The 25,068-nt window shown below is 68.4% G+C and carries 22 protein-coding genes and 1 tRNA gene; 11 read left to right on the top strand and 12 right to left on the bottom strand.

Annotated elements, in window-relative coordinates; all coding sequences use genetic code 11:
* Position 1: 1 nt before the first annotated feature.
* Positions 2 to 1,396, bottom strand: a complete 1,395-nt coding sequence (locus IE317_RS05760) for a hypothetical protein (protein WP_191306984.1) — start codon at positions 1,394 to 1,396, stop codon at positions 2 to 4.
* Positions 1,397 to 1,555: 159 nt separating this feature from the next.
* On the opposite strand from IE317_RS05760, the gene IE317_RS05755 reads away from it, so the two are divergent.
* The 5 genes from IE317_RS05755 to IE317_RS05735 are packed head-to-tail and all read left to right on the top strand — an operon-like array spanning position 1,556 to position 5,178.
* Positions 1,556 to 2,200, top strand: coding sequence for a glycosyltransferase family 2 protein (locus IE317_RS05755; RefSeq protein WP_191307309.1), 645 nt, complete (start codon positions 1,556 to 1,558; stop codon positions 2,198 to 2,200).
* Positions 2,197 to 2,880, top strand: coding sequence for a TIGR04282 family arsenosugar biosynthesis glycosyltransferase (locus tag IE317_RS05750; protein ID WP_191306983.1), 684 nt, complete (start codon positions 2,197 to 2,199; stop codon positions 2,878 to 2,880). Before IE317_RS05755 ends, IE317_RS05750 begins: the two co-directional genes overlap by 4 nt.
* A complete protein-coding gene (locus IE317_RS05745; protein WP_191306982.1) occupies positions 2,880 to 3,512 on the top strand; it encodes a class I SAM-dependent methyltransferase in 633 nt (210 codons plus the stop codon). Before IE317_RS05750 ends, IE317_RS05745 begins: the two co-directional genes overlap by 1 nt.
* Entirely contained in the window at positions 3,509 to 4,624 is a 1,116-nt protein-coding gene (locus tag IE317_RS05740; RefSeq protein ID WP_191306981.1) for a molybdopterin-dependent oxidoreductase, read from the top strand. Before IE317_RS05745 ends, IE317_RS05740 begins: the two co-directional genes overlap by 4 nt.
* Positions 4,621 to 5,178, top strand: a complete 558-nt coding sequence (locus tag IE317_RS05735) for a hypothetical protein (protein ID WP_191306980.1) — start codon at positions 4,621 to 4,623, stop codon at positions 5,176 to 5,178. The genes IE317_RS05740 and IE317_RS05735 overlap by 4 nt, the downstream gene beginning before the upstream one ends.
* A 138-nt stretch (positions 5,179 to 5,316) precedes the next feature.
* Here IE317_RS05735 and IE317_RS05730 read toward each other — a convergent pair whose 3' ends face one another.
* From IE317_RS05730 to IE317_RS44320, 10 genes are all read right to left on the bottom strand, one after another.
* Complete coding sequence (locus tag IE317_RS05730) at positions 5,317 to 6,729, bottom strand: S1C family serine protease (RefSeq protein WP_191306979.1); 1,413 nt, start codon at positions 6,727 to 6,729, stop codon at positions 5,317 to 5,319.
* Positions 6,730 to 6,801: 72 nt separating this feature from the next.
* Positions 6,802 to 7,884 (bottom strand): galactose-1-phosphate uridylyltransferase, encoded by a 1,083-nt coding sequence (galT, locus tag IE317_RS05725; protein ID WP_191306978.1) that lies wholly within the window; start codon positions 7,882 to 7,884, stop codon positions 6,802 to 6,804.
* Positions 7,881 to 8,681 carry a DeoR/GlpR family DNA-binding transcription regulator gene (locus IE317_RS05720; RefSeq protein WP_191306977.1) on the bottom strand — a complete coding sequence of 267 codons (801 nt, stop codon included), beginning with the start codon at positions 8,679 to 8,681 and terminating at the stop codon, positions 7,881 to 7,883. The genes galT and IE317_RS05720 overlap by 4 nt, the downstream gene beginning before the upstream one ends.
* Before the next feature lie 97 nt (positions 8,682 to 8,778).
* Positions 8,779 to 9,204: a hypothetical protein gene (locus IE317_RS05715; protein ID WP_191306976.1), complete on the bottom strand. Its 426-nt coding sequence runs from the start codon at positions 9,202 to 9,204 to the stop codon at positions 8,779 to 8,781.
* A gap of 44 nt (positions 9,205 to 9,248) precedes the next feature.
* A complete protein-coding gene (locus IE317_RS05710) occupies positions 9,249 to 10,658 on the bottom strand; it encodes a sensor histidine kinase (RefSeq protein ID WP_191306975.1) in 1,410 nt (469 codons plus the stop codon).
* Positions 10,655 to 11,347, bottom strand: a complete 693-nt coding sequence (locus IE317_RS05705) for a response regulator transcription factor (protein WP_013230061.1) — start codon at positions 11,345 to 11,347, stop codon at positions 10,655 to 10,657. The genes IE317_RS05710 and IE317_RS05705 overlap by 4 nt, the downstream gene beginning before the upstream one ends.
* Before the next feature lie 66 nt (positions 11,348 to 11,413).
* Entirely contained in the window at positions 11,414 to 12,022 is a 609-nt protein-coding gene (locus IE317_RS05700; RefSeq protein ID WP_191306974.1) for a trimeric intracellular cation channel family protein, read from the bottom strand.
* The gene (locus IE317_RS05695; RefSeq protein WP_003087851.1) at positions 12,023 to 12,676 is read right to left on the bottom strand and encodes a response regulator; all 654 of its coding nucleotides are present in this window, start codon (positions 12,674 to 12,676) and stop codon (positions 12,023 to 12,025) included. It lies immediately after the preceding gene.
* 214 nt (positions 12,677 to 12,890) lie between these two features.
* Complete coding sequence (locus IE317_RS05690; RefSeq protein WP_229902492.1) at positions 12,891 to 14,519, bottom strand: hypothetical protein; 1,629 nt, start codon at positions 14,517 to 14,519, stop codon at positions 12,891 to 12,893.
* Between the two features lie 58 nt (positions 14,520 to 14,577).
* Entirely contained in the window at positions 14,578 to 14,898 is a 321-nt protein-coding gene (locus IE317_RS44320) for a hypothetical protein (protein WP_229902491.1), read from the bottom strand.
* A gap of 1,159 nt (positions 14,899 to 16,057) precedes the next feature.
* Between IE317_RS44320 and IE317_RS05685 the strand changes: the two genes are divergently transcribed.
* Complete coding sequence (locus IE317_RS05685) at positions 16,058 to 16,474, top strand: GntR family transcriptional regulator (RefSeq protein WP_191306973.1); 417 nt, start codon at positions 16,058 to 16,060, stop codon at positions 16,472 to 16,474.
* A 252-nt stretch (positions 16,475 to 16,726) separates the two neighbouring features.
* Here the strand turns inward: IE317_RS05685 and IE317_RS05680 are convergent.
* Positions 16,727 to 16,799: transfer RNA gene (locus IE317_RS05680), tRNA-Arg, on the bottom strand.
* Positions 16,800 to 17,911: 1,112 nt separating this feature from the next.
* On the opposite strand from IE317_RS05680, the gene IE317_RS05675 reads away from it, so the two are divergent.
* The 5 genes from IE317_RS05675 to IE317_RS05655 are packed head-to-tail and all read left to right on the top strand — an operon-like array spanning position 17,912 to position 24,980.
* The gene (locus tag IE317_RS05675; protein WP_191306972.1) at positions 17,912 to 20,122 is read left to right on the top strand and encodes a sigma factor-like helix-turn-helix DNA-binding protein; all 2,211 of its coding nucleotides are present in this window, start codon (positions 17,912 to 17,914) and stop codon (positions 20,120 to 20,122) included.
* Entirely contained in the window at positions 20,119 to 22,251 is a 2,133-nt protein-coding gene (locus IE317_RS05670; protein WP_191306971.1) for a DEAD/DEAH box helicase family protein, read from the top strand. The genes IE317_RS05675 and IE317_RS05670 overlap by 4 nt, the downstream gene beginning before the upstream one ends.
* A 43-nt stretch (positions 22,252 to 22,294) precedes the next feature.
* Positions 22,295 to 22,459, top strand: coding sequence for a hypothetical protein (locus IE317_RS05665; protein ID WP_191306970.1), 165 nt, complete (start codon positions 22,295 to 22,297; stop codon positions 22,457 to 22,459).
* A complete protein-coding gene (locus IE317_RS05660) occupies positions 22,456 to 24,516 on the top strand; it encodes an AAA family ATPase (RefSeq protein WP_191306969.1) in 2,061 nt (686 codons plus the stop codon). The genes IE317_RS05665 and IE317_RS05660 overlap by 4 nt, the downstream gene beginning before the upstream one ends.
* Positions 24,513 to 24,980, top strand: a complete 468-nt coding sequence (locus tag IE317_RS05655) for a DNA phosphorothioation-associated protein 4 (RefSeq protein WP_191306968.1) — start codon at positions 24,513 to 24,515, stop codon at positions 24,978 to 24,980. The genes IE317_RS05660 and IE317_RS05655 overlap by 4 nt, the downstream gene beginning before the upstream one ends.
* Positions 24,981 to 25,068: the final 88 nt, after the last annotated feature.

The raw sequence follows: 25,068 nt of genomic DNA, 5'->3' as shown, positions 1-25,068 counted from the left end.
CTCACCAGCCCGTCAGCAGCAGGTGGTTGACCGCCAGCGCCGTCGCCGCCTGCGCGGCGAGCCACCACCGGCGTCCGGGCCGCGGCAGCAATGCCGTCAGCGGCAGCAACCACACCCCGAACGGTAGCCAGATCCGTTCGGTCTCGGCTTTCGACAGGCCCGAGACGTCGGCGAAGAGGATGGCGGCCAGGGCGGCGAGGCCGAGCAGGAGGACCGGATCGGTGAACAGGGCCCGGCGGGGGGACGCGAGACCTCGCCGGACGGCGGCCACGACCGCGGGGCCGAGCGCGACGGCCACCGCCGCCAAGTCGGCCCACACCCAGTACGAGTAGGGCCGGACCAATGCGACGCCCTGGTAGTAGCGCTCGACGACCAGGTGGTAGCCGTCGAGCCACCAGAAGCCCGCCCAGGCGAAGACGCCGACGACGGCCAGCGCCGCGGCGATCGCCAGTGCCGCGGCCCGCCATTGCCTGCCGAGGACGGCGACGGCCACGGCGAGCACGCCGAGCAGCACCAGGCCGTACGACAGGAAGATCCCGAAGCCGAGCAGGACGCCGGCGGCGAGCCCGGCCGGAACGGCGTACCGGCGGCCGTGGGCGAACCCCGTCGCCGACAGCGCGAGCAGCGCCAGCCCGGTGGCGGTCACCCCGGCGAAGAGGCCGTCCGCCGAAACACCGATCCACACCGCGCCCGGGGTGAGGACGGCGAACGGCAGCACCGTGCGGGCCGCGTCGGCCCGGCCGAGCAGGGCGACCGTGGCCGGCACGGCCACCGCGACCAGGCTGCCCACGAGGACCACGGCCGTGGCCGCCCACGCGCCGCCGTGCAGGCCGATCCGGTCCAGCCAGACGAAGACGAGCGTCGCGCCCGGCGGGTGACCGGACACGTGCGTCGTCCACGAATGCGGCTGGAAATCGAGGATGCGGGAGGAGAACTCGCGCAGCATCCGCGGGATGTCGGTGATCCCCGGGACCTCGTGCAGGTACTCCTGGGGAATGGTGAGGTGCCCGGCGAAGCCGCGCGACCAGCCGTCGACCATGGCCAGCGAAAAGATCCAGGCGAGCGAGGCGAGGTAGCCGGCGGCGAGCGCCCGCCGCCACGGCAGGCGGGCGGCGAGCACCGGGCCGTGCAGCACCACCGCGACCGCGACGAGCACGGCGAACACCGAACCCGGGCCCACGTGCGGCAGCCAGTCGGCGAACAACGGCGGCGAAGACACGAAGATGATCACGCCGGAGTGCGGCCGGTTGTAGTAGAGGCCGACCGCGGTGGCCGTGGCGACGAGCACCACCACCGCGGCGACCGCCACCAGGTCGGCGCGGCGGCCCGGGACCGGGGCTTCGGGTTCGCGGGCAGGCGGCTCGGCGAGCCGGGCTGCCGGGTTCGGCTCGCTCATCGTCGCCCACCCTAGGGTCGGGGTGGACGCTCCGCGCCCCCGCAGCGGGAGCCGTAACGACGCGGTAAGAACTCATCCGACGTCATGATTCGGTAAGCGCCGCAAGGGTTCTCCCGCACTCCGAGCGGACTTACGGTCGGCGCCGTGACTGACTTGGAAGTGGATGTCGTCCTCCCCTGCCTCGACGAAGCGGCGGCGCTGCCCGGTGTGCTGGCCGGACTGCCACCGGGCTACCGCGCGATCGTGGTCGACAACGGCTCGGCCGACGGCTCGCCGGAAGTGGCGGCCTCGCTCGGCGCGAAGGTCGTCCACGAACCGCGCCGCGGCTACGGTGCGGCCGTGCACGCGGGACTGGAAGCCGCGACCGCGGACGTCGTGTGCTTCGCCGACGCCGACGGGTCCCTGGACCTCGCCGACCTGCCGCGGCTGGTGACCGCGGTCGAGCGCGGCGCGGATCTGGCCGTCGGACGCCGGGTGCCGGCCGGTCCCGGCGTCTGGCCCTGGCACGCGAGAGCGGGCAACGCCGTGCTGGCGCAGTTGCTGCGCAGCCGCGGGTTGCCGGTGCGGGACATCGCGCCGCTGCGTGCCGCGGACCGGCGGGCGCTGCTCGGCCTGGGCGTCGCCGATCGGGCCTTCGGCTACCCCTTGGAGCTGCTGATCAAAGCCCAGCGTGCCGGGTGGCGGGTCAGCGAGTTCGACGTCCGGTACGGCGAGCGCGCCAAGGGCACGAAGTCGAAGGTGTCCGGGTCGGTGCGGGGGACGCTGCGTGCGGTCCGCGACTTCGGGCGGGTGCTGGCCCGATGAGCCGTCCGTTCGTCCTGCTGGTCGTGGCCAAGGCCCCGGTCCCGGGCTTCGCGAAGACCCGGCTCTGCCCGCCCGCGACCCCGGCCCAGGCGGCCGAGATCGCCGCGGCCTCCCTGCTCGACACGCTCGAGGCCGTCTGCGCGGTCCCCGGTGCCTTGCCCGTCGTCGCGATGACCGGCGACCTCGGTGCCGCCGCCCGGCCCGTCGAAATCGGCATGGCGCTCCGGCACGTCACCACGATCCCGCAGCGTGGCGCCGATTTCGGCGCCCGGCTGGCGAACGCCCACGCGGACGCCGCCGAGGTGCACGCCGGCCTGCCGGTCCTCCAGATCGGCATGGACACCCCGCAGGTCACGCCGGAGTCCCTCGCCGCGGCGGCCGCCCCGATCCTGCGCGGCGGCCACGACGCCGTGCTCGGGCCGGCCGCGGACGGCGGCTGGTGGGCGCTGGGCCTCGCCGAGCCGCGGCACGCGCAGGTCCTCGCGGACGTCCCGATGTCCCGCGAAGACACCGGCATCCGCACGCTGCGGGCGCTCGTCGCCTGCGGGCTGCGCCCGGCGGGGGCGGCCCGGTTGTCCGATGTGGACACCATGGCGGACGCCCGCGCGGTGGCCGCGGCGTGCCCGGACGGCCGGTTCGCCCGCGCCGTGCTGGCGGTCGGCGGACGGGCGGTGGCGTGATGACCGCCCCGGTGAGCACCGGCCACGAGTTCGACCACGGCCTGCTCGGCCACCGGTGCTGGCTCGAACTGGCGAACGGCGAGCGGATCGAACTGGCGGTGGAACGCTGGGCGGAACCGTCCGAAGGCGACGACGTCCTGCTCGACGCGTGTTCCGGCCCCACCGTCGATCTCGGGTGCGGACCCGGCAGGCTCACCGCGGCGCTGGCCGGCCGTGGGATCGTCGCGCTGGGCGTGGACAGCTCGCGCACGGCCGTCGGGCTGACGCGGCGGCGCGGCGGGAGTGCGTTGCAGCGCAACCTCTTCGACCGCCTGCCCGGCGAAGGACGGTGGCGGCACGCCCTGCTCGCGGACGGCAACATCGGCATCGGCGGCGACCCCGTCGCACTGCTGCGGCGCACGGCAGCGTTGATCGCCTCCGACGGCGACGTCCTCGTCGAGCTGGAGCCCCCGGGCCGGGGCCTGCGGCACGAGCGCGTCCGGCTCCAGCCCGGCCACGCCGACGTCGCCTGGTTCACCTGGGCCTGGGTCGGGGTCGACGCGATCGCCGAAGTCGCCGTGCGCGCCGGGTTGCGCGTCGACTGGACCACCCGCCGCGGGCACCGCTGGTTCGCGCGATTGGAGCGATCGTGAAACTGCCGATCCCCGCGGAAGAACACTTCCGGGCCCCGGCGCACCACGAGCGCGTGACGTCGAGGATCGGCCTGGCGCTCGCCGTCACGTTCACGACGTGCTTCGTGACCGGGCTGATCAGCCACCTGATCCAGCACCCGCCCGGGTGGTTCGCCTGGCCCAGCCGGCCGATCGGGCTCTACCGCGTCACGCAGGGGCTGCACGTGATCTCGGGCGTGGCGTCGATCCCGTTGCTGCTGGCGAAACTGTGGAGCGTCTACCCGAAGCTGTTCGGCCGGCCGCTCGTCCGCTCGCTGCCGCACGCCCTGGAGCGGCTGTCGATCCTGGTGCTGTCCGGTGCGGCGTTCTTCGAGCTGACGACGGGGCTGCTGAACGTCGCGCAGAACTACCCGTGGGGCTTCTACTTCCCGCAGGTGCACTACGCGGTCGCGTGGCTGGCGATCGGCTCGATCCTGGTGCACGTCGCGGTGAAGCTGCCGATCATCCGCCGTGCCCTGAGCCGGACCCCCGTCGAAGAGCCGCCCGCCGAGGGGCTGTCGCGGCGGGGATTCCTCGTCACCACCGGGCTGGTGACCGGGGTCGCGGTCGTGGCCACCGCGGGCGCCACCGTCCCGTTCCTGCGCGGCGTCTCCGCTCTTTCCTGGAAGACCGGCAAGGGCACCCAGAACCTGCCGGTGAACCGCACGGCGGCGGCCGCGCGTGTCACGTGGTCGCCGGATTGGCGGCTCTCGGTGGTGACCTCGCGCGGCACGACGAAGTTCTCGCTCGACGAGCTGCGCGCGCTGCCACAAACGACGGCCGAGCTGCCGATCGCGTGCGTGGAGGGCTGGAGCCAGTCGGCCACCTGGCGCGGGGTTTCCCTGCCCACGCTGCTGAAAGCCGTCGGCGCGGCGCCCGGCACGGCGGTCCGGGTGTCCTCTTCGGAGCGTGGGGGACTGTACGGCGTCAGCGTGCTGCCCGGCGAACACACGGCCGACGAACTGACGTTGCTGGCCTTGGAGCTGAACGGCGAGGTCCTCGCCCCCGACCACGGGTTCCCCTGCCGGATCATCGCCCCGAACCGTCCCGGCGTGCTGCAGACGAAGTGGGTCACGAAGCTGGAGGCGCTGTGAAGACCGCCCGGGTGCTCCTCGCGTTGCCGGGCCTCGCGGCGCTGGCCTGGGGTGTGGTGCTGTTCGCCGAATACGCGCTGCCCCTGCGGCCGGACGTCTTCGGCACCGTGGGCTGGCTCGTCGGCGGCCCGGTCCTCAACGACGCGGTCATCGCCCCGCTGACGGCACTGCTCGGAATCGCCTTGTCCCGGCTCCTCCCGCCCCGCTGGCGAACCCCCGTCATGGCCGGGACGGTCGTCACGGCCACCCTCGCGATCCTGGCGTTCCCCCTGCTCTGGCGCCCGTACGGAACCCCACCGATGCCCGGCCTCCACGACACCAACCCGGCCCCCGCCCTGGCCCTCACGCTGGCCGTGGTCTGGCTGGCCGTGGTCCTGACCGCCCTCAGCCGCCGTGTCGTCCCGAGTGATGCCCGGCCAATCACGCGAGATGCCTCCCCCATCACGAGTGATGCCCCTCCAGACACGCGAGACACCCGCCCCACCACATCACCCGACCCTCCAGGCACGCAGCCCGACCCTCCAGGCACGCCGGCCGACCGCCCCGCCCCCTGACCCGGGCACAAATGCGGCCACGCGCGACCGGCATCGAGTGCCTGGTCGCGCGTGGCCTTGTGGGTCCGGCCCCGAAATCGGGGGTCGAGCCGAAGTTGGTCTCGGCCGCGCCAGGCGGCCGAGCGACTGGAGGAGGGATCAGTTGGGCTGGACGGGCTGGCCGCCGAAGGTCACCTCGACCGTGCGGCCGTCGGCGAGCGTGAACGTCGCCTTCTCGTCCGGGGCCCGGGTGCGGACCGCCGCGACCAGCGTGTCGGCCGAGTCGATCGGGCGGTCGTCGATCTTGGTGACGACGTCGCCCGCCTTCAGACCGGCCTTCTCCGCCGGGCTGCCAGGCTTGATGGCACCAAGCTCGGCGCCGCCCTGCGGGGCGTCCTTGACCTCCGCGCCGATGTAGGTCTGCACCGCCTGGCCGGTCTTGATGATCGTGTCCGCGGTGCGGCGGGCCTGGTCGATCGGGATGGCGAAGCCGATGCCGACGTTGCCGCCTTCGGACGCGCCTTGGCCGCCGGACCCGGACTGCGGGCTGTAGATCGCGGAGTTGATGCCGATGACCTGGCCGGACATGTTGGCCAGCGGACCGCCCGAGTTGCCCGGGTTGATCGCCGCGTCGGTCTGGACGGCGTCCATCACCGTGGTCTGGTCGCCGCTGCTGCCGCCCGCGCGCACCGGCCGGTGCAGCGAGCTGACGATGCCCGAGGTGACCGTGCCGGCCAGCTCGAACGGCGAGCCGATGGCGACCACCGACTGGCCGACCCGCAGGTCGTCGGACCGGCCAAGTTCCACCGGGGTCAGGTTGCTGACGCCGTTGACCTTGACGACCGCGATGTCGGTCGTCGGGTCGCGGCCGACGACCTTGGCGGCGGCCTTCTTGCCGTCCTGGAACACCGCCTGGATCTGGCCGCCGTTCGCGGCGACCTCGACGACGTGGTTGTTCGTCAGGATGTAGCCGTCGGTGCTGATCACGAAGCCGGAGCCTTCGCCGGCCCCCTGCTGGCCGCTGACCTGCAGTTCGACCACGCTCGGCGACAGCTTCTGCGCGACGGCCTCGACCGAGCCCGCGGGCGCGTTGCCCGTCTGCTGGGCCGGCTTCGGCGCGTCGAGCGCGTTGCTGGCCGGGCCGGACGACCCGCCGGTGAAGTACCCGACCGTCCCGCCCGCGACGCCGCCGACCAGCAGCGCGACCAGCGCGACGCCGGCGAGCAGCTTCCCGCCGGACCGCTTCGGCTCCGGCGCGGTGGCCACCGGGTAGCCGCCCGTGGCGGGCTGCCCGTACGGGTTCGGCGGCGGGTAGACGCTCTGCTGCGTCTGGCCGGACGGCATCTGCGCACCCTGGGCCGACCACGGGTTCGCGGTCTGCCCGCCGTACGCCGGATCGGCCCCGGTCACCGCGTGGTAGGACGGCTCGGAGTACTGCGGCGCACCGCCGGACTCGGGCTGGGCCTGCTCACCGTACGAGTGCCCCGCCCAACCGCCCTGGGCCGGCTGCTGGCCGGTCTCGGGGTGCCGCGGCGCCGCGGGGTCGTGCGCGTTGGGGTCGTTCTCGGTCATGTCCTCACCTTGCGCGATGGTCCTGAGAGGTTCCTGAGCCGAACCTGTGCATCGCAGATGAGTATGGCCTCCTCAGCCCGCCGCGCGGAGCCGTTCGGCGATCTGCTCCGGCGTCGCGTCGTTGATCCACACCGCCATGCCCGACTCGGACCCCGCCAGGTACTTCAGCTTGTCCTTCGCGCGCAACACCGAGAACAGCTCCAGGTGGAGCCAGCCGAGCTCGCGGTCGCGGCGCACCGGCGCCTGGTGCCACGCGGCGATGTACGGCAGCGGCCGGTCGTACAGCGCGTCGCAGCGGCGCAGCACGTCGAGGTAGACGTCGGCGAAGTCGTCGCGCTCGGCGTCGGTCAGCGCGGGGATGTCCGCGACCTGCCGGTGCGGCACCACGTGCACCTCGACCGGCCAGCGCGCCGCCGGCGGCACGTACGCCGTCCAGTGCTCACCGGAGGCGACCACGCGCGCGCCGGACTTCTGCTCGGCGGCCAGCACGTCGCCGAGCACCGGGCGCCCGTGTTCGGCCTGGTAGGCGCGGGCGACGTCGATCATCCGCTCGGTCTTCGGGGTGACGAACGGGTAGCCGTAGATCTGCCCGTGCGGGTGCGACAGCGTGACGCCGATTTCCTCGCCGCGGTTCTCGAACGGGAAGACCTGTTCGACACCGGGCACCGCCGACAACGCGGTCGTGCGGTCCGCCCAGGCGTCCACCACGGCCCGCACCTGCTTGGCGCTCAGCTGCGCGAAGGAGCCGTCGTGGTTGCTGGTGAAGCAGACGACCTCGCAGCGGCCGCGGCCGGGCCGCACCGGCACCAGCCCGTAGCCATCCACAGTGGACGGCTCACCGATGACGTCTTCGGCGAAGGACGGGAACCGGTTCTCGAAGACGACGACGTCGTAGTCGCTTTCCGGGATTTCGCTCGGTTTCCCGGGCTTGCTCGGGCACAGCGGGCACAGGTCGGCCGGCGGCTTGTAGGTCCGCGTCTGCCGGTGCGCGGCCATCGCGACCCATTCCCCGGTCAGCGGGTCCAGCCGGATCTCCGACGCGGCCGAAACCGGCGGCAGGTCGCGGGTGTCCTCGGCGACGCGGTCGGGCGCGCCGGGCTGGTCGAAGTAGATGATCTCCCGGCCGTCGGCCAGGTGTCGTACGGTGCGCTTCACGCTTCTCGGGCCTCGTCCGTCTCCGCCGTCTCGGCGATCATGAGTTCTCCCGCCCGTTCGGCGAGAATTTCCTTGGCGTCGTCGGGAATGCCGTCATCGGTGACGACGACGTCGGCCTCGTCGAGGTCGGCGATCGTGGAGATCCCGACGGTGCCCCACTTCGTGTGGTCGGCGAGCACGACCAGCTTGCGCCCGGCCTCGACCAGCGCGCGGTCGGTCTCGCTCTCGGTGAGGTTCGGCGTGGTGAACCCGGGCCCGTCGGCCATCCCGTGCACGCCGAGGAAGACGGCGTCCAGGTGCAGCGACCGCAGGCTGTGCACGGCGACCGGGCCGACCAGCGCGTCCGACGGCGTCCGCACCCCGCCGGTGAGCACGACCGTGCGATCCGGCTGCGTCGACCCGCGGAGCACGTCAGCGACCTGGATCGAGTTGGTCACGATGGTGAGCCCGGGGATGGCGTCGAGCGCCCGGGCGAGGGTCCACGTGGTGGTGCCGGCGGAGATGCCGATCGCGGTGCCGGGCCGGACCAGCGTGGCGGCGAGCTCGGCGATGGCTTCCTTCTGCGCCCGCTGGCGCACGGACTTGGCCTCGAAGCCGGGTTCGTCGGTGCTCTTGCCGACGACCGAAGTGGCGCCGCCGTACACCTTCTCGACGAGCCCCCGCCCGGCCAGGACGTCGAGGTCGCGGCGCACCGTCATGTCGGACACGCCCAGCCTGGTCACGAGGTCGCTCACGCGGACCGCACCGGTCCGGCGAGCCTCTTCCAGGATCACCGCCTGTCGCTGACGCGCCAGCACCGTTCACTCCGTCCGTCGGACCTCAACCACACAAAATCCTACACGATTCAACACAGGACGCGCAGGGTCACGCGGGTGAACTTGTGAAACCAGCAGGTCACGACAGAATGGGCCACACCACGCCCCAAGCGAACAACACCACCGCCGGGGCCGCCAGCACAACCCGCCACGCTCGCGGCAGCCCGTCGGCGGTGACGAGCGCCGCGAACGCGTAGCTGCCGGCGACCGCGACGCACACCACCGGGAACGGGCACGTCACCAAGTCGAGCACGGTGGTGACCAGCGAGAGCACGACGAGCGGCCCGACCAGCGCGACGGGCCAGGCCGGCCGGACGCGGCCCAGGGCCATCAGCGGATAGGCGAGCAGCGCCGCGCCGATCACCACGAGCGGTACGACGAACATCGCGGCAAAAATGCAGGCCGGGCCGGTGCACACGTCCCGGTACGGGAACGCCCTCAAGGCGAAGAGCGCGAGCAGCCCGCTCACCATCGCGACCAGGCACCGGCGGACCAGCTCACGCATACGCCGATCCTGGCCGATTCCGCCGCCGGCGTCCCGCGAACGGGTCAGCCGGGAGCGCCCGGCAACCGGATCGTCATCAACGCGCCGCCTTCGGGGGCCCGCGAGGCGTACACCGCCCCGCCGTGCCGCTCGGCTGCGTGCTTCACGATCGCCAGCCCGAGGCCCGAGCCGGGCAGCGTCCGCGCCTCCGACGAGCGGTAGAAGCGGTCGAACACCTTGGGCAGGTCCTCTTCGGCGATGCCCGGCCCGGCGTCGGCGACCTCGACCACGGCGGTGCCGTCGCCGAGCGGGTACAGCCGCACCCAGACCGTCGCATCGGGCGGCGAGAACTTCACCGCGTTGTCGAGCAGGTTCAGCACCGCGCGCTCGAGCGAGCTGTTGTCGCCGGTGAGCACCCACGGCTGCAGCGAGACGTCGAAGTTGATCTCGCCCGCGCGCCGCCGTGCCCGGTCGAGCGCGCGCTCGACGACCTCCAGCAGCTCGACGCGCTCGAAGCGCTCGCGCGGCTCGTCCTGGCGCGCGAGTTCGACCAGGTCGCCGATGAGCTGCGTCAGCTCGTCGAGCTGGCCGCTGATGTCGGCGACGATGTCGACGCGGTCTTCGTCCCGCAGCGGCGGCGCGCCCGGCTTGCTCGCGGCGAGCAGCAGCTCGAGGTTGGTCCGCAGCGACGTCAACGGCGTCCGCAGCTCGTGGCCGGCGTCCGCGACCAGCTGGCGCTGGCGTTCCTGCGAGTCCGCGACCGTGCCGAGCATGGTGTTGAACGTCTGGGTGAGGCGCGCGAGCTCGTCGTCGCCGCTGACCGGGATGGGCCGCAGGTCGCCGGTCTTGGCGACGCGTTCGGCGGCCGAGGTCAGCCGGTCGACCGGGCGCAGGCCGGCGCGCGCGACCGCGGTGCCCGCCGCGGCGGCGACCAGGATGCCGGCGCCGCCGATCAGGAAGAGCACCAGCGCGAGCTCGTTCAGCGTGCGCTTGGTCGGGCTCATCGACTGGGCCAGCACGATGGCCTCGCCGTGCCCGGTCGGCAGGGCGACCACGCGGCTGTCGGAGCGGAAGTCCGTGCGCAGCGATTCCGTCGAATCGCCGTTCGCGACGGCCAGCTCGTCCTGCCCGAACGGCGGCGGCGAGCTCGACAGCGGATAGGTCATCACGGCGTGCTGGACGTCGGGCGCCGCGGTGAGCTGCCCGATCTGCAGGTCGGCGCTGGCCAGGAATGCGCCGGGCACCTGGCGCAGCTGGGTCTGCACCTGCGGCGAGTCGGCCGCGGCCTGCGCGCGGGCCATCAGGCTGTCGTCGAGCTGCTGGTACAGGTTGCTGCGCACGACCATGTACGCGCCGATCGACACCAGCGCGACGGCGCCGGCCACACAGGCGGCGGCCAGCAGCGTCACCCGGCCGCGCAGGGAGAACCGGCGGGCTCCCCAGCGCGTGCCGCGGGGATCGCCCGGTTCGGTCACGGCGGGGTTTCCCTCAGGACGTACCCCACTCCCCGCACCGTGTGGATCAGCCTCGGTTCCCCCTCCGCCTCCGTCTTGCGGCGCAGATAGCCGACGTAGACCTCCAACGCGTTGCCCGACGTCGGGAAGTCGTAACCCCATACTTCCTCCAGGATCCGGCCACGCGTGAGGACGTGCTTCGGGTAGGAAAGGAACAGTTCCAGCAGGGCGAATTCGGTCCGGGTCAGGCTGATCTCGCGGCCACCGCGGCGGACCTCCCGCGTGCCGGGGTCGAGCGTCAGATCCGCGAAGGCCAGCGCCTCCGAGGCCTGCCCGTTCTGGCCCTCCGGGATGGCGCGGCGCAGCAGCGCCCGCAGCCGGGCGAGCAGCTCCTCGAGCGCGAAGGGCTTCGGCAGGTAGTCGTCGGCGCCGGCGTCCAGCCCGGACACCCGGTCGGAGACGGTGTCGCGCGCGGTGAGCACGAGGATCGGCAGGTCGTCGCCGGTGCTGCGCAGGCGGCGGGCGACCTCCAGGCCGTCCAGCCGGGGCATCATGACGTCGAGCACCATCGCGTCCGGCCGGTCGGCGATGATCGCCTCCAGCGCCTGCGCACCGTCACTGGCCAGCTGGACCTGGTAGCCGTTGAACTCCAGGGACCGCCGGAGCGACTCACGGACGGCGCGGTCGTCGTCCACCACAAGGATGCGCATGGCGCTAGTTTTACGCAGCGTGCTGAGACCCGCCTAAGAACACACGCAGAACTCACAAAGGATTTGTCACTCGGGACCGCGCGCGACCGGCGCGTTCCAGTGCCGCCAGAGCGCAACCACCCGGACGGAGACCACGACGGCGGCCGCGACGACGGTCACCGGACCGGCGGGCAGTCGCACAGCGTGACCGAGGGCGACGAGCGCCGAGCCGGCCAGCGCGGCCACGGCGTAGATCTCCTTCCGCAGGACGAGCGGGATTTCCCGGAGCAGCAGATCCCGCACGGCCCCGCCACCGATGCCGGTCGTCATCCCGATCAGACACGCGGCGTAGACGGTGGCGCCGGCGTTGAGCGCGATGGTCGTCCCGGCGGTGGCGAAGACGCCGAGCCCGAGCGCGTCGGCGAGGAGAACGCCGCGCCGCAGCCGCGCGACCTGCGGGTGGAAGGCGAAGACGACCAGCGCGGTCCCGGCGCAGACGGCGAGGTAGGGCCAGTTCCGCAGCGTCGTGGGCGGGTGGATGCCGAGCAGGACGTCCCGGATGACCCCGCCGCCGAGGGCGGTGGTGAGCCCGAGGACGACAACGCCGAAGACATCGAGCCGCGCCCGCACCGCGGCGAGCGCCCCGGACGCGGCGAAGGCGACGAGCCCGACGAACTCCAGCGCCGTGAGCAGCATTTACTGGTCGAGAAGTCCACCGCGGTAGGCCAGCAGAGCGGCCTGCACCCGGTTGGCCGCACCGATCTTCGAGAGCACGGCGGAGACGTACCCCTTCACGGTGGCTTCGGAGAGGTGCAGCCGCCCGCCGATCTCGGCGTTCGACAGGCCTTGCCCGATCAGGGCGACGACCTCGCGTTCGCGTTCGGACAGGGAAGCGAGCAGCTTCCGGGCGGGCTGAGCAGCGCGTTGTTCGTCCCGGTGCGACTGAACCATCCGCGCGGCCACACCGGGATCCAGCACGGCCCCACCTCGCGCCAGGTCCCGCACGGCCCGCAGCAGCGCGGCCGGGTCGATGTCCTTGAGCAGGAAGCCGTTGGCGCCGAGCCTGAGCGCGAGGCTGACGTATTCGTCGATGTCGAAGGTGGTCAGCATGGCCACGGTGGGCGGGTCCGGGAGCGCGAGGATGGCCCGGAGCGCGCGAATGCCGTCGTCAGGGGCTCGCATCTTGATGTCGAGCAGGGCCACGTCGGGGTGGTACCGCCGGGCGACCTCCACCGCGGATCTGCCGTCGCTCGCCTCGCCCACGATCTCGATGTCCTGGGCCCCGGACATCATCGCGCGCAGTCCCGAGCGCACCAGTTCCTCGTCGTCGGCGAACATGAGCTTGATCAACGAAGCCCTCCGCAACAGCCGGTGGGAGCGGCTCCCCGCGTCCCGTTAACGAAGGTTACCTACTGTTGTTCAGCAGTTCGAAACCAGACACGACCAGGTGAGGCACTGGTCCGTCCAGGTCAGGTTCAGTAGAGCCCGCGCTGGGGTGTATCCGCCATGTGGGAGACGAGTGAGAACCACTCACTCGGGTGACGACGAGAGTCGGGCCGCGGGTTCACCGACGGCGTTTCCCGCGCTTCCCCTTGCTCCCGCGAGATCGCGCCAGGCCGCCGAGAGGGTGCGCATTGCGGACGGCTGGGACCTGTTCGAAAACCTCGGCCAGTTCGGCGAGCCCGGCACGGTCCGGATGGCCCGACGCGAGAATCGCCTTCGCCAGCCCGCCGCGTTCTTCGCCGGGGACCTCGGCCAGCGCCGCCGCCGTCGCCTCCGGCCCGGCTGTCTCGAGCATGACGAGGAACTGCTCCGCCATCCCGAGCAGGGCCTCGCGTTCATCGAGGCTTTCGAGGACGAGCTCGCCGCGTTCGACCAGCAGGAGGGTCGCGACCGGACCCAGGCCCGGGTCGGCCCGCAGGTCCTGCAGCAGCGCGTCGCCGTCCGGGAGAGCGCCTGCGAGAACATCGAGCATGACGGACGTTCGTGTGCGGAACGGGCACTGCCGGGCAGCGTCCAGCAACAGGGGCAGCCCGGCCTCCCGGCCGCCGTGCGCGGCCAGCCAGCCGGAGATCTCCGCCGCGGCCGTTTCTTCGCTGTAGTGCTCCGTGACCACGCCGAGCAGGGCCGCGGGGGCGGCGTCGGCGACCTCGCCCACCAAGGGCGCCACCCGGCCCTCTCGCAGCAGCTTCGCCCGGACGGCCCGGGTCGCCAGTGGGGTGAGGCCCACGAGCTCGAGTGACGGCGCGTCGAGCGCAGTCCTCAGGCGGGCTTGGACGTCCGGCGGGGCCTCGGGGTTCTCCGGGACCAGGTCCAAGGTGTAGATCGGATCGGCAGGCCCCTCGGTCAGCTCGACCGCACCGAATTCGGCCAGCTTGGCGAGCAGCCTGCGGAACTCGGCCGCGAACCCGTCTCGCCAGAGCGATTCCGTCAACGGCTGCAGTTCGGTGCCGGAGAGTTCCACACAGGCGAGCCACGTGCTTTCCATCAGCCTGACGACGGGAATCGGCTCGGGCATGCCGTAGATCGTGTTGAGCACGTCCGGCAGGACGATGTCGAGCAGTTCGTCGAGCAAGATGGCGTAGCCGGGCGCCCAGCCCGACGGTTTGACCAGCAATCCCGGCTCGGGGAGCGCGTCGAACGCCGCGGTCCACAACGCGAGCGCGTCGTTCAGCAGCGGCGCCGCTTTCGCCACGCGCACGAGCTTGCCCTTGACCACCCGCACGATCCGCGTGCGCTTGGCGAGCTCGAAGAGGATGGCGAGGTGGGGCAGGTCGGCGCTGGTGCGGACGGGCCGGCCGTCGTCCTCGGGCGTGTCGCCGGTGTCCAGCAGCGCCACCAGCTCACGGGCGTCGGCGAGCTTGAGGGTCCCGGTGCCGGTCAACGTCCGGCCGTCACCCACCCAGCCGGCGAAGTCCCGCAGCTTGACCACGAGCGAGGAGAGTTCCGCCGCCTCGACGAGGTCCGGCTCCGGCGGCAGCGAGACGGGCAGCTGGGGAAGCCCTCGCCCGGTGGGTTCGTCGGCTTCCCGGGCAACGAGCGCGGCCAGCAGTTCCGGATCACCACCGTGCCGCCCCGCGCGCGCCTCGGCGAAGAACGCGTTCAGCGCGTCGTGGTCCGTGGGATCGACCCCGTGCCGGATGGCGGCCATGACCCAGGACTTGCCCACGCCGAAATTGCGTTCATCGGCCATCGCGGCGGGGAAGTCAGCCGCCGCTTTCCTGACGGCCCCCTCGAGATCCGCCGGCGGATCACCCGCGGGATCCGCCGACCCGGTCTCGTGCATGTAGCCGCAGGAACAGCGACAGCGTCTCGGGCACGAGAACGGCGTCGTCGGCGGTCGCGGACACCGTTCGCGGCAGGTACTTCAGCAGGAAGTCCTGAACGAGCGCGGCGGTCCAGCAGGCGAGCCGCCCGTCGACGGACGTGTGCCGGAACTGCAGCGCCAGCGCCACGGCATTCGGATCGATCTCCTTCCCCTGCGCGGCCCCCCAGCCGGCCAGGCGCCGGATCAGCAGGTCCTGCCCCGCCTCGAAGCCGTCGTAGTCGTCCTCGTCGTAGTACGTACGCACTGCGGGTCCCGTCGTCTCGGTTGCCCGACACAGTAGCGACACCGGCACTACGTTGGGTGACGCACCATCACGGTCCCCCGGGCAGCAGTCCCGGCCTCCGGGGACGGCACGCAGGTCGCGCCGACCGTGGGGTAGCCTGTCCGAGGTAAGCCCTCGTAGCCCAGGGGATAGAGCACCGCTCTCCTAATGTAAGCGTCGCAGCCTCGAACTCGGGCCGTCGGCGCAGGTCAGCGAGGTACGTCGGAGCCCCCTGACCCGCCATGACCCGAAACGTGACCCGAAATTTCAATATCATCGGGGCATGAGCACGGCACAGACGAGGGCAACGACGACCGCGGGGCAAGCGCCCGCGCAGCGGCCACGCCGCCGGGCGTAGCCGGCCGCGCGGGTCCATCGATCGCCTGGACAGCGGCTCGCTGCGGGTCCGGGTCGACGCAGGGGCGGACCCGATCACGGGCAAGCGGCACCGGCCGACCGTCATCGTCCCGCCTGGCCCCGACGACCAAAACCAGGCCGAGGTCGCGCTGACTCGCCTGCTCAACGAGGTCGCCGAACAGCGGCACCCGAAGACGAAGGTCGACGTCACGCACCTGCTCCTGAAATACCAGGAGGAACGCACCGCCGCGCGGACCACGCTGGAACGGGACGGCGACCTGATCGCCCGCCACATCATTCCCTACATCGGCGCCAAAATCGCGACCAAAGACGCGAAAAAGTACATCCGGGCCTTGTACTCACGGCTTCGCCGCGTCGCGTGCCGGAAACCATGCTGGTGAAGACGAAAACGCCCCAGGCGAGTTCCCGGCGGAACGCCTCGTTCACGATCGCTGCGGCGTTGGTGGCGCTCGGCGGATTCGGCTCCGACTTCTCGAAGGACGGCGGCGTGAGGCCGTCGATAGGATTGACCGTCCACCACTCCCATTCCCCGAGAGCCATAGTGTAGGCGCCCGAGAGAATGGCGTGAATCTTGCGGACCGTGTTGTTGGCGAGGCCATTGCATTGGTGTTTCCGGCACCGCGCGTCGCATTCGTGTTTGCGAGGCGTCGGCCGCGGTCGGTCACCCAGCGCTACCGGCGGATGACGCGGTCGATGGGCCTCGACACCCAGCTCAAGTGCCTGAGGCACTTCAACGCCACGGAGTTGATCGGCGCCGGCGTCGATGTCCGGACGGTGGCGCCGTCTGGGCCACAGCGGGGGCGGCAGTACGACGCTGCGCTTCTACGCCGCCTGGGCCTCGGAGGCCCACCAGCGCGCAGCGGGTGACCTCGCCGTCCGGCTCCCCGCACGCCCCGAGGCGCCCGACCCGGTCGAGCGAGCCAAGACCGCGCCGGAAGCCCCATTCGAGCGTGTCGCCGCGCGTATCCGCAGCCGCATCCTCGCCGGCGAACTGCCCGATGGCTCGGTCGCACCCTCGATCAAGGAGATCGCCGCCACCTACGAGGTCGCCGTGGGCACCGCGCACCGGGCCGCCGAACTGCTTCGGGAGTGGGGCATGCTTTCAGCGGGCGGAAGGGGCAAACGCCCGCTGGTCCTGCGCCCCGACCCGCAATCGCCCACGACCGAGCAGCCCGAGTAGGGACAGCCTGTAGCCACAGCTCTTCTCAGGGAAAGGCCATGTCCGCTCGACCTTGAGCTGCTATACCTCGGCAGTACGGTGAAGACATTCACCGCCGGAGCTGACGCCGATGTAGGCGACTTCGAGCTGATCGTCCGCAACTCAGGCGAGCCGACCGTCGTCACGGTGTTCGCAAGCCTCTGAACACCATCAGCCACAAGACCGCCGATCAGCTCCGCAAAGTCGCATCCCCAGCATAATGCCTGGTCAAGGTGCCCCCGGCAGGATTTGAACCTGCGACACCGGCTTTAGGAGAGCCGCGCTCTATCCCCTGAGCTACGAGGGCTTACACGTCCGACCTTAGCACCCCGCTGGAGCATCCGGATCACCCTGCTCGCGATGAGGGAGCTGCTCACGCAGCATCTTGATCAAGACCAACGGTGCGCAACAGCACACGACAGTGCGCTTAGCGATCGTCGCCGACCCAAGCATGAACATCACGAAGCCCGCCAGGCGCCCAGAGGCAGGTGCCAGGTAGCTGCAAGGCTTCACCGACAACAGCAAAGTGATCTTTCGCCGGACGCGAGGCAGGTCCACACGCACTGCCCTGTGCCGTGACGTCCGAAGTCGACGTGAGATGACACTTAGGCTAACCGTGACGGCAATGATACCGGAACGTTGTCCAATGTATGCAGCAGGTGTTCGGTGTTCGGTCAAGCGAGAACACCGAACGGTTGTCGACGAGAGGGATGCCGAGAGTGCGCTCGTGTCCCGACGATCGCCATTCACTCACAGGTCACCACGGAAAGCTGCCGGCCACGCCAGCAGATGCAGCCGCGCCGGGATCGCGGACTCCGCGACGCGGCACGAGCTGGCCGTTTCTCACTACGCTCCGGGTGAAGGCCGCATCGACTGGACTTCCCGGAGGACACCCATGCCTACAGAGGAACGGCATGATGAGTTCGCAAGGGTCGCAGCGCAGTCATCACGGCCCCAGAACGGGGGCCAGCCGTGACCAGCAACATCCGTGGTGGCCAGTAGCCTCGATCTCCTGTTCCTCCACACAACGCCCACCGGCCACAAGTCCCACCATTAGAGCGACTCGGCCAACCGACAGATCACTTGGGCCCGCTCAGTCCGAAACCGAAGTCGCCGCAGCGAGCAGCCGGGTTAACCGCGCCCCACCTCTGCGCCGCGGATCGGGACCACCTGCGTATCCACTGTCAACGCGGATTGTCAACGGCTCTGGCAGACTTGTCGTGATGGATGCGTTCGACCGGCCAGCGGTTACACCTGTTCGTTACGGCATCCGTCCGGGACTATGGGCAGGAGTCCTCGGGCGTCGGTGGCGAAGTAGCGCTCGTAAGAAACGGGGAGCACCTGATCCGCGATTACTGACGGGGACTGTCGAGAGGCGTCGCCTAGCTGCCGCGGCGCCCGATGAGGAGAACCTTCTGCATGGTTGACCAGCCCGTGTTCGACGACCTGCGTCCGCTGACCTGGCTCGACGCGTTCCCATGGCTTCGTGGCGCGTCGTCTGGCCGTGCGGACACCCCTTGGTGGGACGCGGCGATCTTCGATGAGACCCCCGACGAGCGCAGAAAACGGCTTGCTGAGGTCTCCGAGTTGGCCATGGACCGGCTGACCCGGTGGACGATAGGCCAGATCTTCCCCGGGCTACCGCCTCAACTGCCCGTCGCCGCTCTTGGGCTACCACCGCGGCCACGAAACGCCCTCCTACGGGGTGCCGGCTACACCACGACAGATGAGCTCGCCAATCTGACCATCGAGGACATACTCGACTTGAGGAACGTGGGAATCGGCGGCATCGATGCCATCCTCCGGGCACTCGCCGACGTGTCAACGTCCCGACCGACCCCCGATATCGGTCCAGCGTCCCCGCCAGACTCGGACTACCGGGGAGCAAATCCGGCAGAGGAGCTACCTGGATGGCTCGTCGCGCTTGTCGACGATCTGTCCAGAATAGCGATTTGGCAGACCGCTATTGGACTGCCCGCAGAACCACTCCTACAGACCCATCTGCCGATCGGCACGCCTGACGAGATCATCAAGGCCCGGCAGCGGCTAGCGGAGTTCTCCGCGAACGAGATGCTCGACGAGAACGCGCTCAACCAGGATGCCGCTAGCCTGCTCGACGCCGCCTTCCGCGCCCTTGATCCGCGTGCAGTTCAAGTTCTGGAGCAGCGCCTCTTCGCCGACGAACCAGTGACTTTGGACCAGCTTGGCCAGCAGTTTGGCGTATCACGCGAGCGTGTTCGGCAGTTGGAAGGCAAGGCGCGTGCCGCGATGTTGGACTCACTCGCCACGAACGCTCTCGACATGGTGGCGACCGCCGCCCGAAGCACGATCGGGCACGTCCGCCCGCTATCTGACCTGCTAGTGCACCTGCCTGCGCTCGCACGTACCGTTGAGTCAGTCGGCCAGCCGGTATGGCGGGTAATTGACCGCCTCGATGACGCCTACGAGATCGAGGACGGATGGTGCGTGGTGCCGACCTTGAGTGCGGCGCAAGACTGGACGCGGACCCACCTGCGCGAGCACGCCAACGAGCATGGCGTCGTACAAATAGACGACCTGATCCTGGTCGAGACGAGCACGCCCGAGCTGCGCGGAGATCTCACCAGGAAGTGGCTGTCGACCTGCGGTTATGTCGTCGATGGTAGCTACGTGCTTACTCGAACCCAGTCGGTCGGCGACTACGCTGCGGGAATCTTGTCCATCACCGGGTCGCCAATGAGTGCCAACGACCTTGTTGAGCGGTTCGTATTTGAGCGCAGCGTGGGCTCGCTCAAGAACGCCATGTCGATCGACGACCGGTTCGAGCGAGTGGACCGGGACCGCTGGGCGCTCAGCGAGTGGGGGCTGGAAGCCTACAGAGGCGTGCGTTCGATAATCCGTGAGCAACTGGCGACGGCCGGCGGCAAGATCAAACTGGATACCTTGATCGAGCAGATCACCGGCCGGTACAGCGTGGCTGCGAGCAGCGTCGTCGCCTACGCCAGCACCGCGCCTTTTGAGGTCCGCGATGGCATGGTCCGGACGGCCTGCGGGGCGCGCGAGATCAGGAAGACCCCGGAGCGCACGAGCCGGATGTTCCGGCAGGACCATGGCTGGGCTTATCGGGTACGGATCACTCGTGATCATCTTCGAGGCAGCGGGTCTGTCGCCCCTATGGCCGTCGCAAGCATTTTGGACCTCAAGCACGGCGACAAACGTCAGCTTGAGTCCTCGCTTGGCCCACAGGCGATCAATTGGACCGGCACCCAGCCAGCTTTCGGGACGATCCGCCGCTTCCTGCTCGAGGACGACGTGTCTGCCGGCGCAGACGTCTTTCTGGTGATCAAGGACGACAACACGTTCGCGTTGGAGCTGGTGGCAGAGCTGAGCGGTAAGCCGCTGCCAGATGCGCTCACATTGATCGGTGCGCAAAGCGACCTGGATGCCGAGACCGCGCGACAGACGCTCGCGGCTGCGATCAATCTACCCATTGACACTCCCGTGGTTAGCATCATTGGCGGCTACCGAGACCGCGGCGATACCGACGTCGCAGACCTCCTCACCAGCGTTCGGCACTATTTGGAGACCGGCGAGCCGACGGAACACTCGCTTCAGACCACTAACATCGACGACATCCTGGACCTTCTATGAAGCCACGACCCAACGGGCTTCGCGGCCTGTCTCTCGAGGGGCGCTACCGCAGCGACCGCCAGGATGTTGTCCAGGGCTTCTACCTGCCCGCATTCTCGGTCGCGACCAGCTACAGCCGCGCGGTCGGGTATTTCACCTCGACCAGCATCGCCCTGTTCGCCAGGGGCATTGAAACACTCTCCGACCGGGGTGGCACCATGCGCCTAATCGCCTCACCACACCTCACCGAGGACGATGTCCTCGACATCGAGCGCGGCTACGACATCCGTGCCGTCATCGAACGCGCGACAGAACGTGAGCTCGAGGCAGAAGAACGCGACTCGGTGCTCGACGGGCTTGGCCGTGTTGGCCGCCTGATCGCCGAAGGACGGCTCGACATCAAGTTAGCGTTCGTTGAACAAGAAGGCCGAGTCGGCATCTATCACGAAAAGCTTGGCATCTTCCGAGACGCCGTCGGCGATGTGGTTGGTTTCACCGGCAGCAGCAACGAGACGCTGGGCGGGCTGGTCGCGAACTTCGAGTCCGTAGAGGTATATCGCGGCTGGGTGGACGGCGACGGCGTCCGCGCTCTTCGCCTCGAAGAAGACTTCAAGGCACTCTGGGCCAACCGGACGCCGAACCTTCAGATTGAGGACTTCCCCGGCGTCACCCGAGATCGCCTCATCAAACTCGGCCAGGAACGCGACACTCAGCTGTCGCCGCGCGATAACGCGCTCGCTTCACCACCGGCAGTAACGAACGAGGCGCCCCACCTCGTACTGCCGAGCTGGCTGTCCGTCCGCGACTACCAGCGCCTGGCAGTCGAGGCATGGCTCGGTCACCGAGGCCGTGGCATCCTCAAGATGGCCACTGGAACTGGCAAGACCAAGACATCCATGATCGCTGCCACCAAACTCGCCGACGTGCTGCGACAGCGTGAAGAACCACTGGTCCTGCTCATCATCGCTCCGCTGCAACACCTCGTCGACCAGTGGATCACCGAAGTCGAAAGCTTCGGTGTGCGCCCTATCCCGGTTTACGAGTCGAGCCAGAAATGGCTGCCGCTGGTCGAGGAACAACTGAGCGAGTTGCGGCTAGGGCAGCGCCAGATCGTCGCGATGGTGGCGACCAACGCGTCGTTCGCAGGAGACAGGTTTCAGTCGGTTCTGTCACGGATCTCGCAACCACTGCTGGTGGTTGCTGATGAAGCGCACAACCTGGGCTCTTCAGCTTACCGTTCATCCCTGCCTTCGACCGCCACCTACCGGTTGGCACTGTCCGCCACCCCAGAACGTTGGTTCGATGACAAAGGCACCGACGCGCTCATCGACTACTTCGGCCCCATCGTGTTTGAGCTCGGGCTCGGCGACGCCATCAGCATGGGCGCGTTATGCCGGTACACCTATCAGCCCAGCCTAGTGGAACTCAACGACGCCGAGACGCAGCTGTATGTCGACCTGTCAGCGCAGATCGCGAAGTGTGTCGCTGCGGGCGAGAGTGTCACCGATGCCGACCCAAATTCCCCACTCAGCTACCTGCTTCGGCAGCGCGCCGGAGTTCTTGGCCACGCAGAAGGCAAGCTCGCGATGCTACGCAACGACCTCAACGCGCGTGCCCACTCATGGTTTCAGCTTGTCTACTGTGCCGAGGGAACTCGCCCAGCGCCGCAGGGCGAGCCGCGCGGACCGAACCAACTTCGCGAGGTTTTGAACGTCGTGGGGAACGAGTTGCACCTCGCCGCCCACTCGTACGTCTCCGAGACACCCCGCGCCGAACGCAAGGTACTCCTTCGCCGATTCGGCGCCGGCGATGATCTACGCGTGCTCGTCGCGATGCGCTGCCTCGACGAGGGAGTTGACATCCCCGATGCGCGGACCGGCTACCTGCTCGCCAGCAGCAGTAACCCCCGACAGTTCATCCAGCGCAGAGGCCGCCTGCTTCGCCTCGCCGATCACAAGGATCGAGCCGAGATTATCGACTACCTCGCGGTCCCGCCCGCTGGGACACCGGTCCATTTCGACGTCGAGCGCAACCTGTTGACTCGGGAGCTCGAACGAGCCAATGAGTTTGGCAAGTTGTCCGAGAACTACGAGGCGACACTCGACGCACTTCGGCCCCTCAAAGAGCGGTATCAGTTGATGCACCTATGAGACATGCGAGCCATGACACGAAAGTAATGAAAGGACTCCGCGAGTGAGTAGTGCAGGTCGGATCGAAAGGCAGGTACTTGAGGAGCTGAGCGAGGAAGAACAGACACTCCTCAAACGCGTCCTCCAGATCGAACGCGCGAAGCTGAATGTCAGCGCCTACGACGCCACCGATGACCTTATCGCCGTGGTAAAGGAGATCATTCCATGAGACTTCAGTCGATCACGCTGACAAATTTCCGCCAATTCAAAGGGACGCAGCAGTTCGACCTGCGATCGGACGCCGTCAAGCCTGTTACCTTGATTTTCGGGGCAAATGGTGCCGGCAAGACAACTTTGTTGAACGCATTCAGCTGGGCCCTGTACGGCAAGATGTCCGATGACGTTGAGCACCAGCAACGGCTCGTCACCGACAGTATCTGGCGCGCGACAGCCATTGGTAACGCGGTCGAGGTCGGCGTGGAGATTGTTTTTGACCACGAGGGCCACAACTACCGCGTGCAACGCCGGGCACGGATGCACAAAGAGTCTGACCAGCAATCGCCTATAGCGCCGGACCCGCAAATGTGGCTCACAAAGACCGATGGCTCGTCAGAGCTTGTCGGCGCGCCACAGGAAATGATCAACACCATCTTGCCCCACGGCGTGAGCCGTTTCTTTTTCTTCAATGGTGAGCGCATTGAAAACCTCGTCAAGAAGGGCGCCCACAGCGAAGTCCAACAGGACATCAAAGTTCTGCTCGACCTCGAGCAGGTCGCACGGGCGCTCGTTCACCTACCCAAGGTGGATCGCAAACTCACCGCCGACATCCGCAAACACGGTGGCGACAAGGCGAGCGACATCCAAAAGAGCATTGATGACTTGAACGATCGTAAGACGACCCTCCGCGAGGAGTTGAAGGTCCTGGAGAGCAATCTCGCAACCCTGGACGAGGAACGCGAGAGCGTAATGAACCTTCTGCGTCAACACTCGGAGACAGCGCCGATCCAGAAGCAGAGAGACGACGTCACGAACGAACTTGACGAGGCACGTCGTTCCTTGGCCACGGCGCTGAGTGAGCGCGCCAATCTCATCGCGACACGTGGCTTCCTTGCCTTCACCGAGGATCTCACCGATAGCACCAAAGCCATGGCAGACGCGATGTATCAGAAAGGGGCGCTGCCCGCGCCGCTAAAACGAGAATTCGTCGACCAACTCCTCGACGAGGGCGAGTGCATCTGCGGCACCTCGCTGGCGGCGAACACGGGGCCGTGGAACAAGGTCACGAACTGGCGTCAGCGGGCTGGACTTCAAGCTGTCGAAACCGTTTGGCAGCGGCTCAGCGGTCAGATCGATCCCATGACTTCGGACAGAAGAAGCTTGCGAGATGAACTTGGTCAGTCCATGAAGCGCATCGGCGACCAACGTGACCGCGTCAGCAGGCTGGAAGAAATCAAGTCCGAGCTGGATGGCAAACTCCGCGACATCCGTCTGGAAAACGTGCAATCCCTTGAGTCGAAACGTATCGATCTCGACAACAGGCGCAGCGATAAAGAGCGCCAAATCGGTGCGGCGAACCATGACCTTGAACAGATTACGAAGGACATCGAGCAGAAGACCAAGGATCGCAAGAACGCAGAAGTAACCGATGAACTTGCAATCAAGGCTAGAGCACGCTCCGAGCTCGTTCAGAACGTTCGGCGAGCGCTTGAGGAGATCTTAGAGATCCGCAAGGACGACATGCGTCGTCGGCTCGACGAGGAGTTGAAATCGGTCTTCCGGAGCATCACCCACAAAAACTATGTTCCGAGCCTCAGTGAGGGTTTCGAACTCACTCTGCACACCAACGTCGACGGGGTGCAACTCCCGGTGCCGAAGTCAACCGGCGAGAACCAGATCCTGAGCCTCAGCTTCGTGGCCGCCGTGTCCAAGCTGGCCCGAGAAATCCGAAAGGAGCGCAGAGCTGAGGGACAAGCTGCAGCCGATGCCGGCACCTACCCCATCGTGATGGATGCGGCGTTCGGCTCGCTCGACCATGACTATCAGGAGGCGGTGTCGCGCGCCCTAGCCCAGATGGCGCCACAACTTGTGGTCCTAGTCAGCAAAAGCCAAGGCTTGGGCAAGGTGGCGGACGAGCTAAACCCCTACGTCAGCCACCTTGGTGTGATCGAGAGCCATACCAACCTTACGAGCAAGCCCGAAGACGACATCGAGTTGCGCGGCTACTCACACCCATACATCCGTCACGCCGCGTCCGAGTTCTCTTCTCTCAAGGAGATCACGTCATGACCACATCCACAGATGTTCGAGCCCGGCGTCCCCAGCACTACCAAACACTCATGGTCGAACTTCAGGAAGAAGCTGGCTTCGGTACGTTCCGCGACATCCTGATCTTCGCCGCGGCAGTTGGTTTCCGAGCCGGGCGCCGCTCGTCATTCACCGCAGCTGCGGGCGATCCGATCCGTTACGAAGTACTCACAGTCCCCGTGTACAGCGAGGCCTTGATCAACATGATCGCCGCCGCCAGCGCCAAAGACGATCCCGAGATCATGGACGACAAACGCATCGAAGAGCGCGTCAAAATCTTCGAGGAATACGCCAACGGCGGGCTAGAATGCATCCAAGAACAGGTCAACATACGGCACCAGTCAGCTGCCCTAGTCGTCGCCGACCTGGTCACCGAAGCCCTGAGCGACTCAGGCGGAGCAACCGCCGCATCGGTCGAAGAACTACTTGGCAGAACGACCTGGTAGCCAACAAGATGCCGTCGAGTGGGCAGTGGTGCTTACGAGTTCGTGCCGCTGCCCGACTCCGGGCTGCTGACGATTTTCGTCTGCGACC

It is taken from the genome of Amycolatopsis bullii, from assembly GCF_014654205.1.
GTDB lineage: Bacteria > Actinomycetota > Actinomycetes > Mycobacteriales > Pseudonocardiaceae > Amycolatopsis > Amycolatopsis plumensis.
Note: the sequence above shows the minus strand (reverse complement) of the source record. Positions and strands in the feature narration are given on the sequence as shown.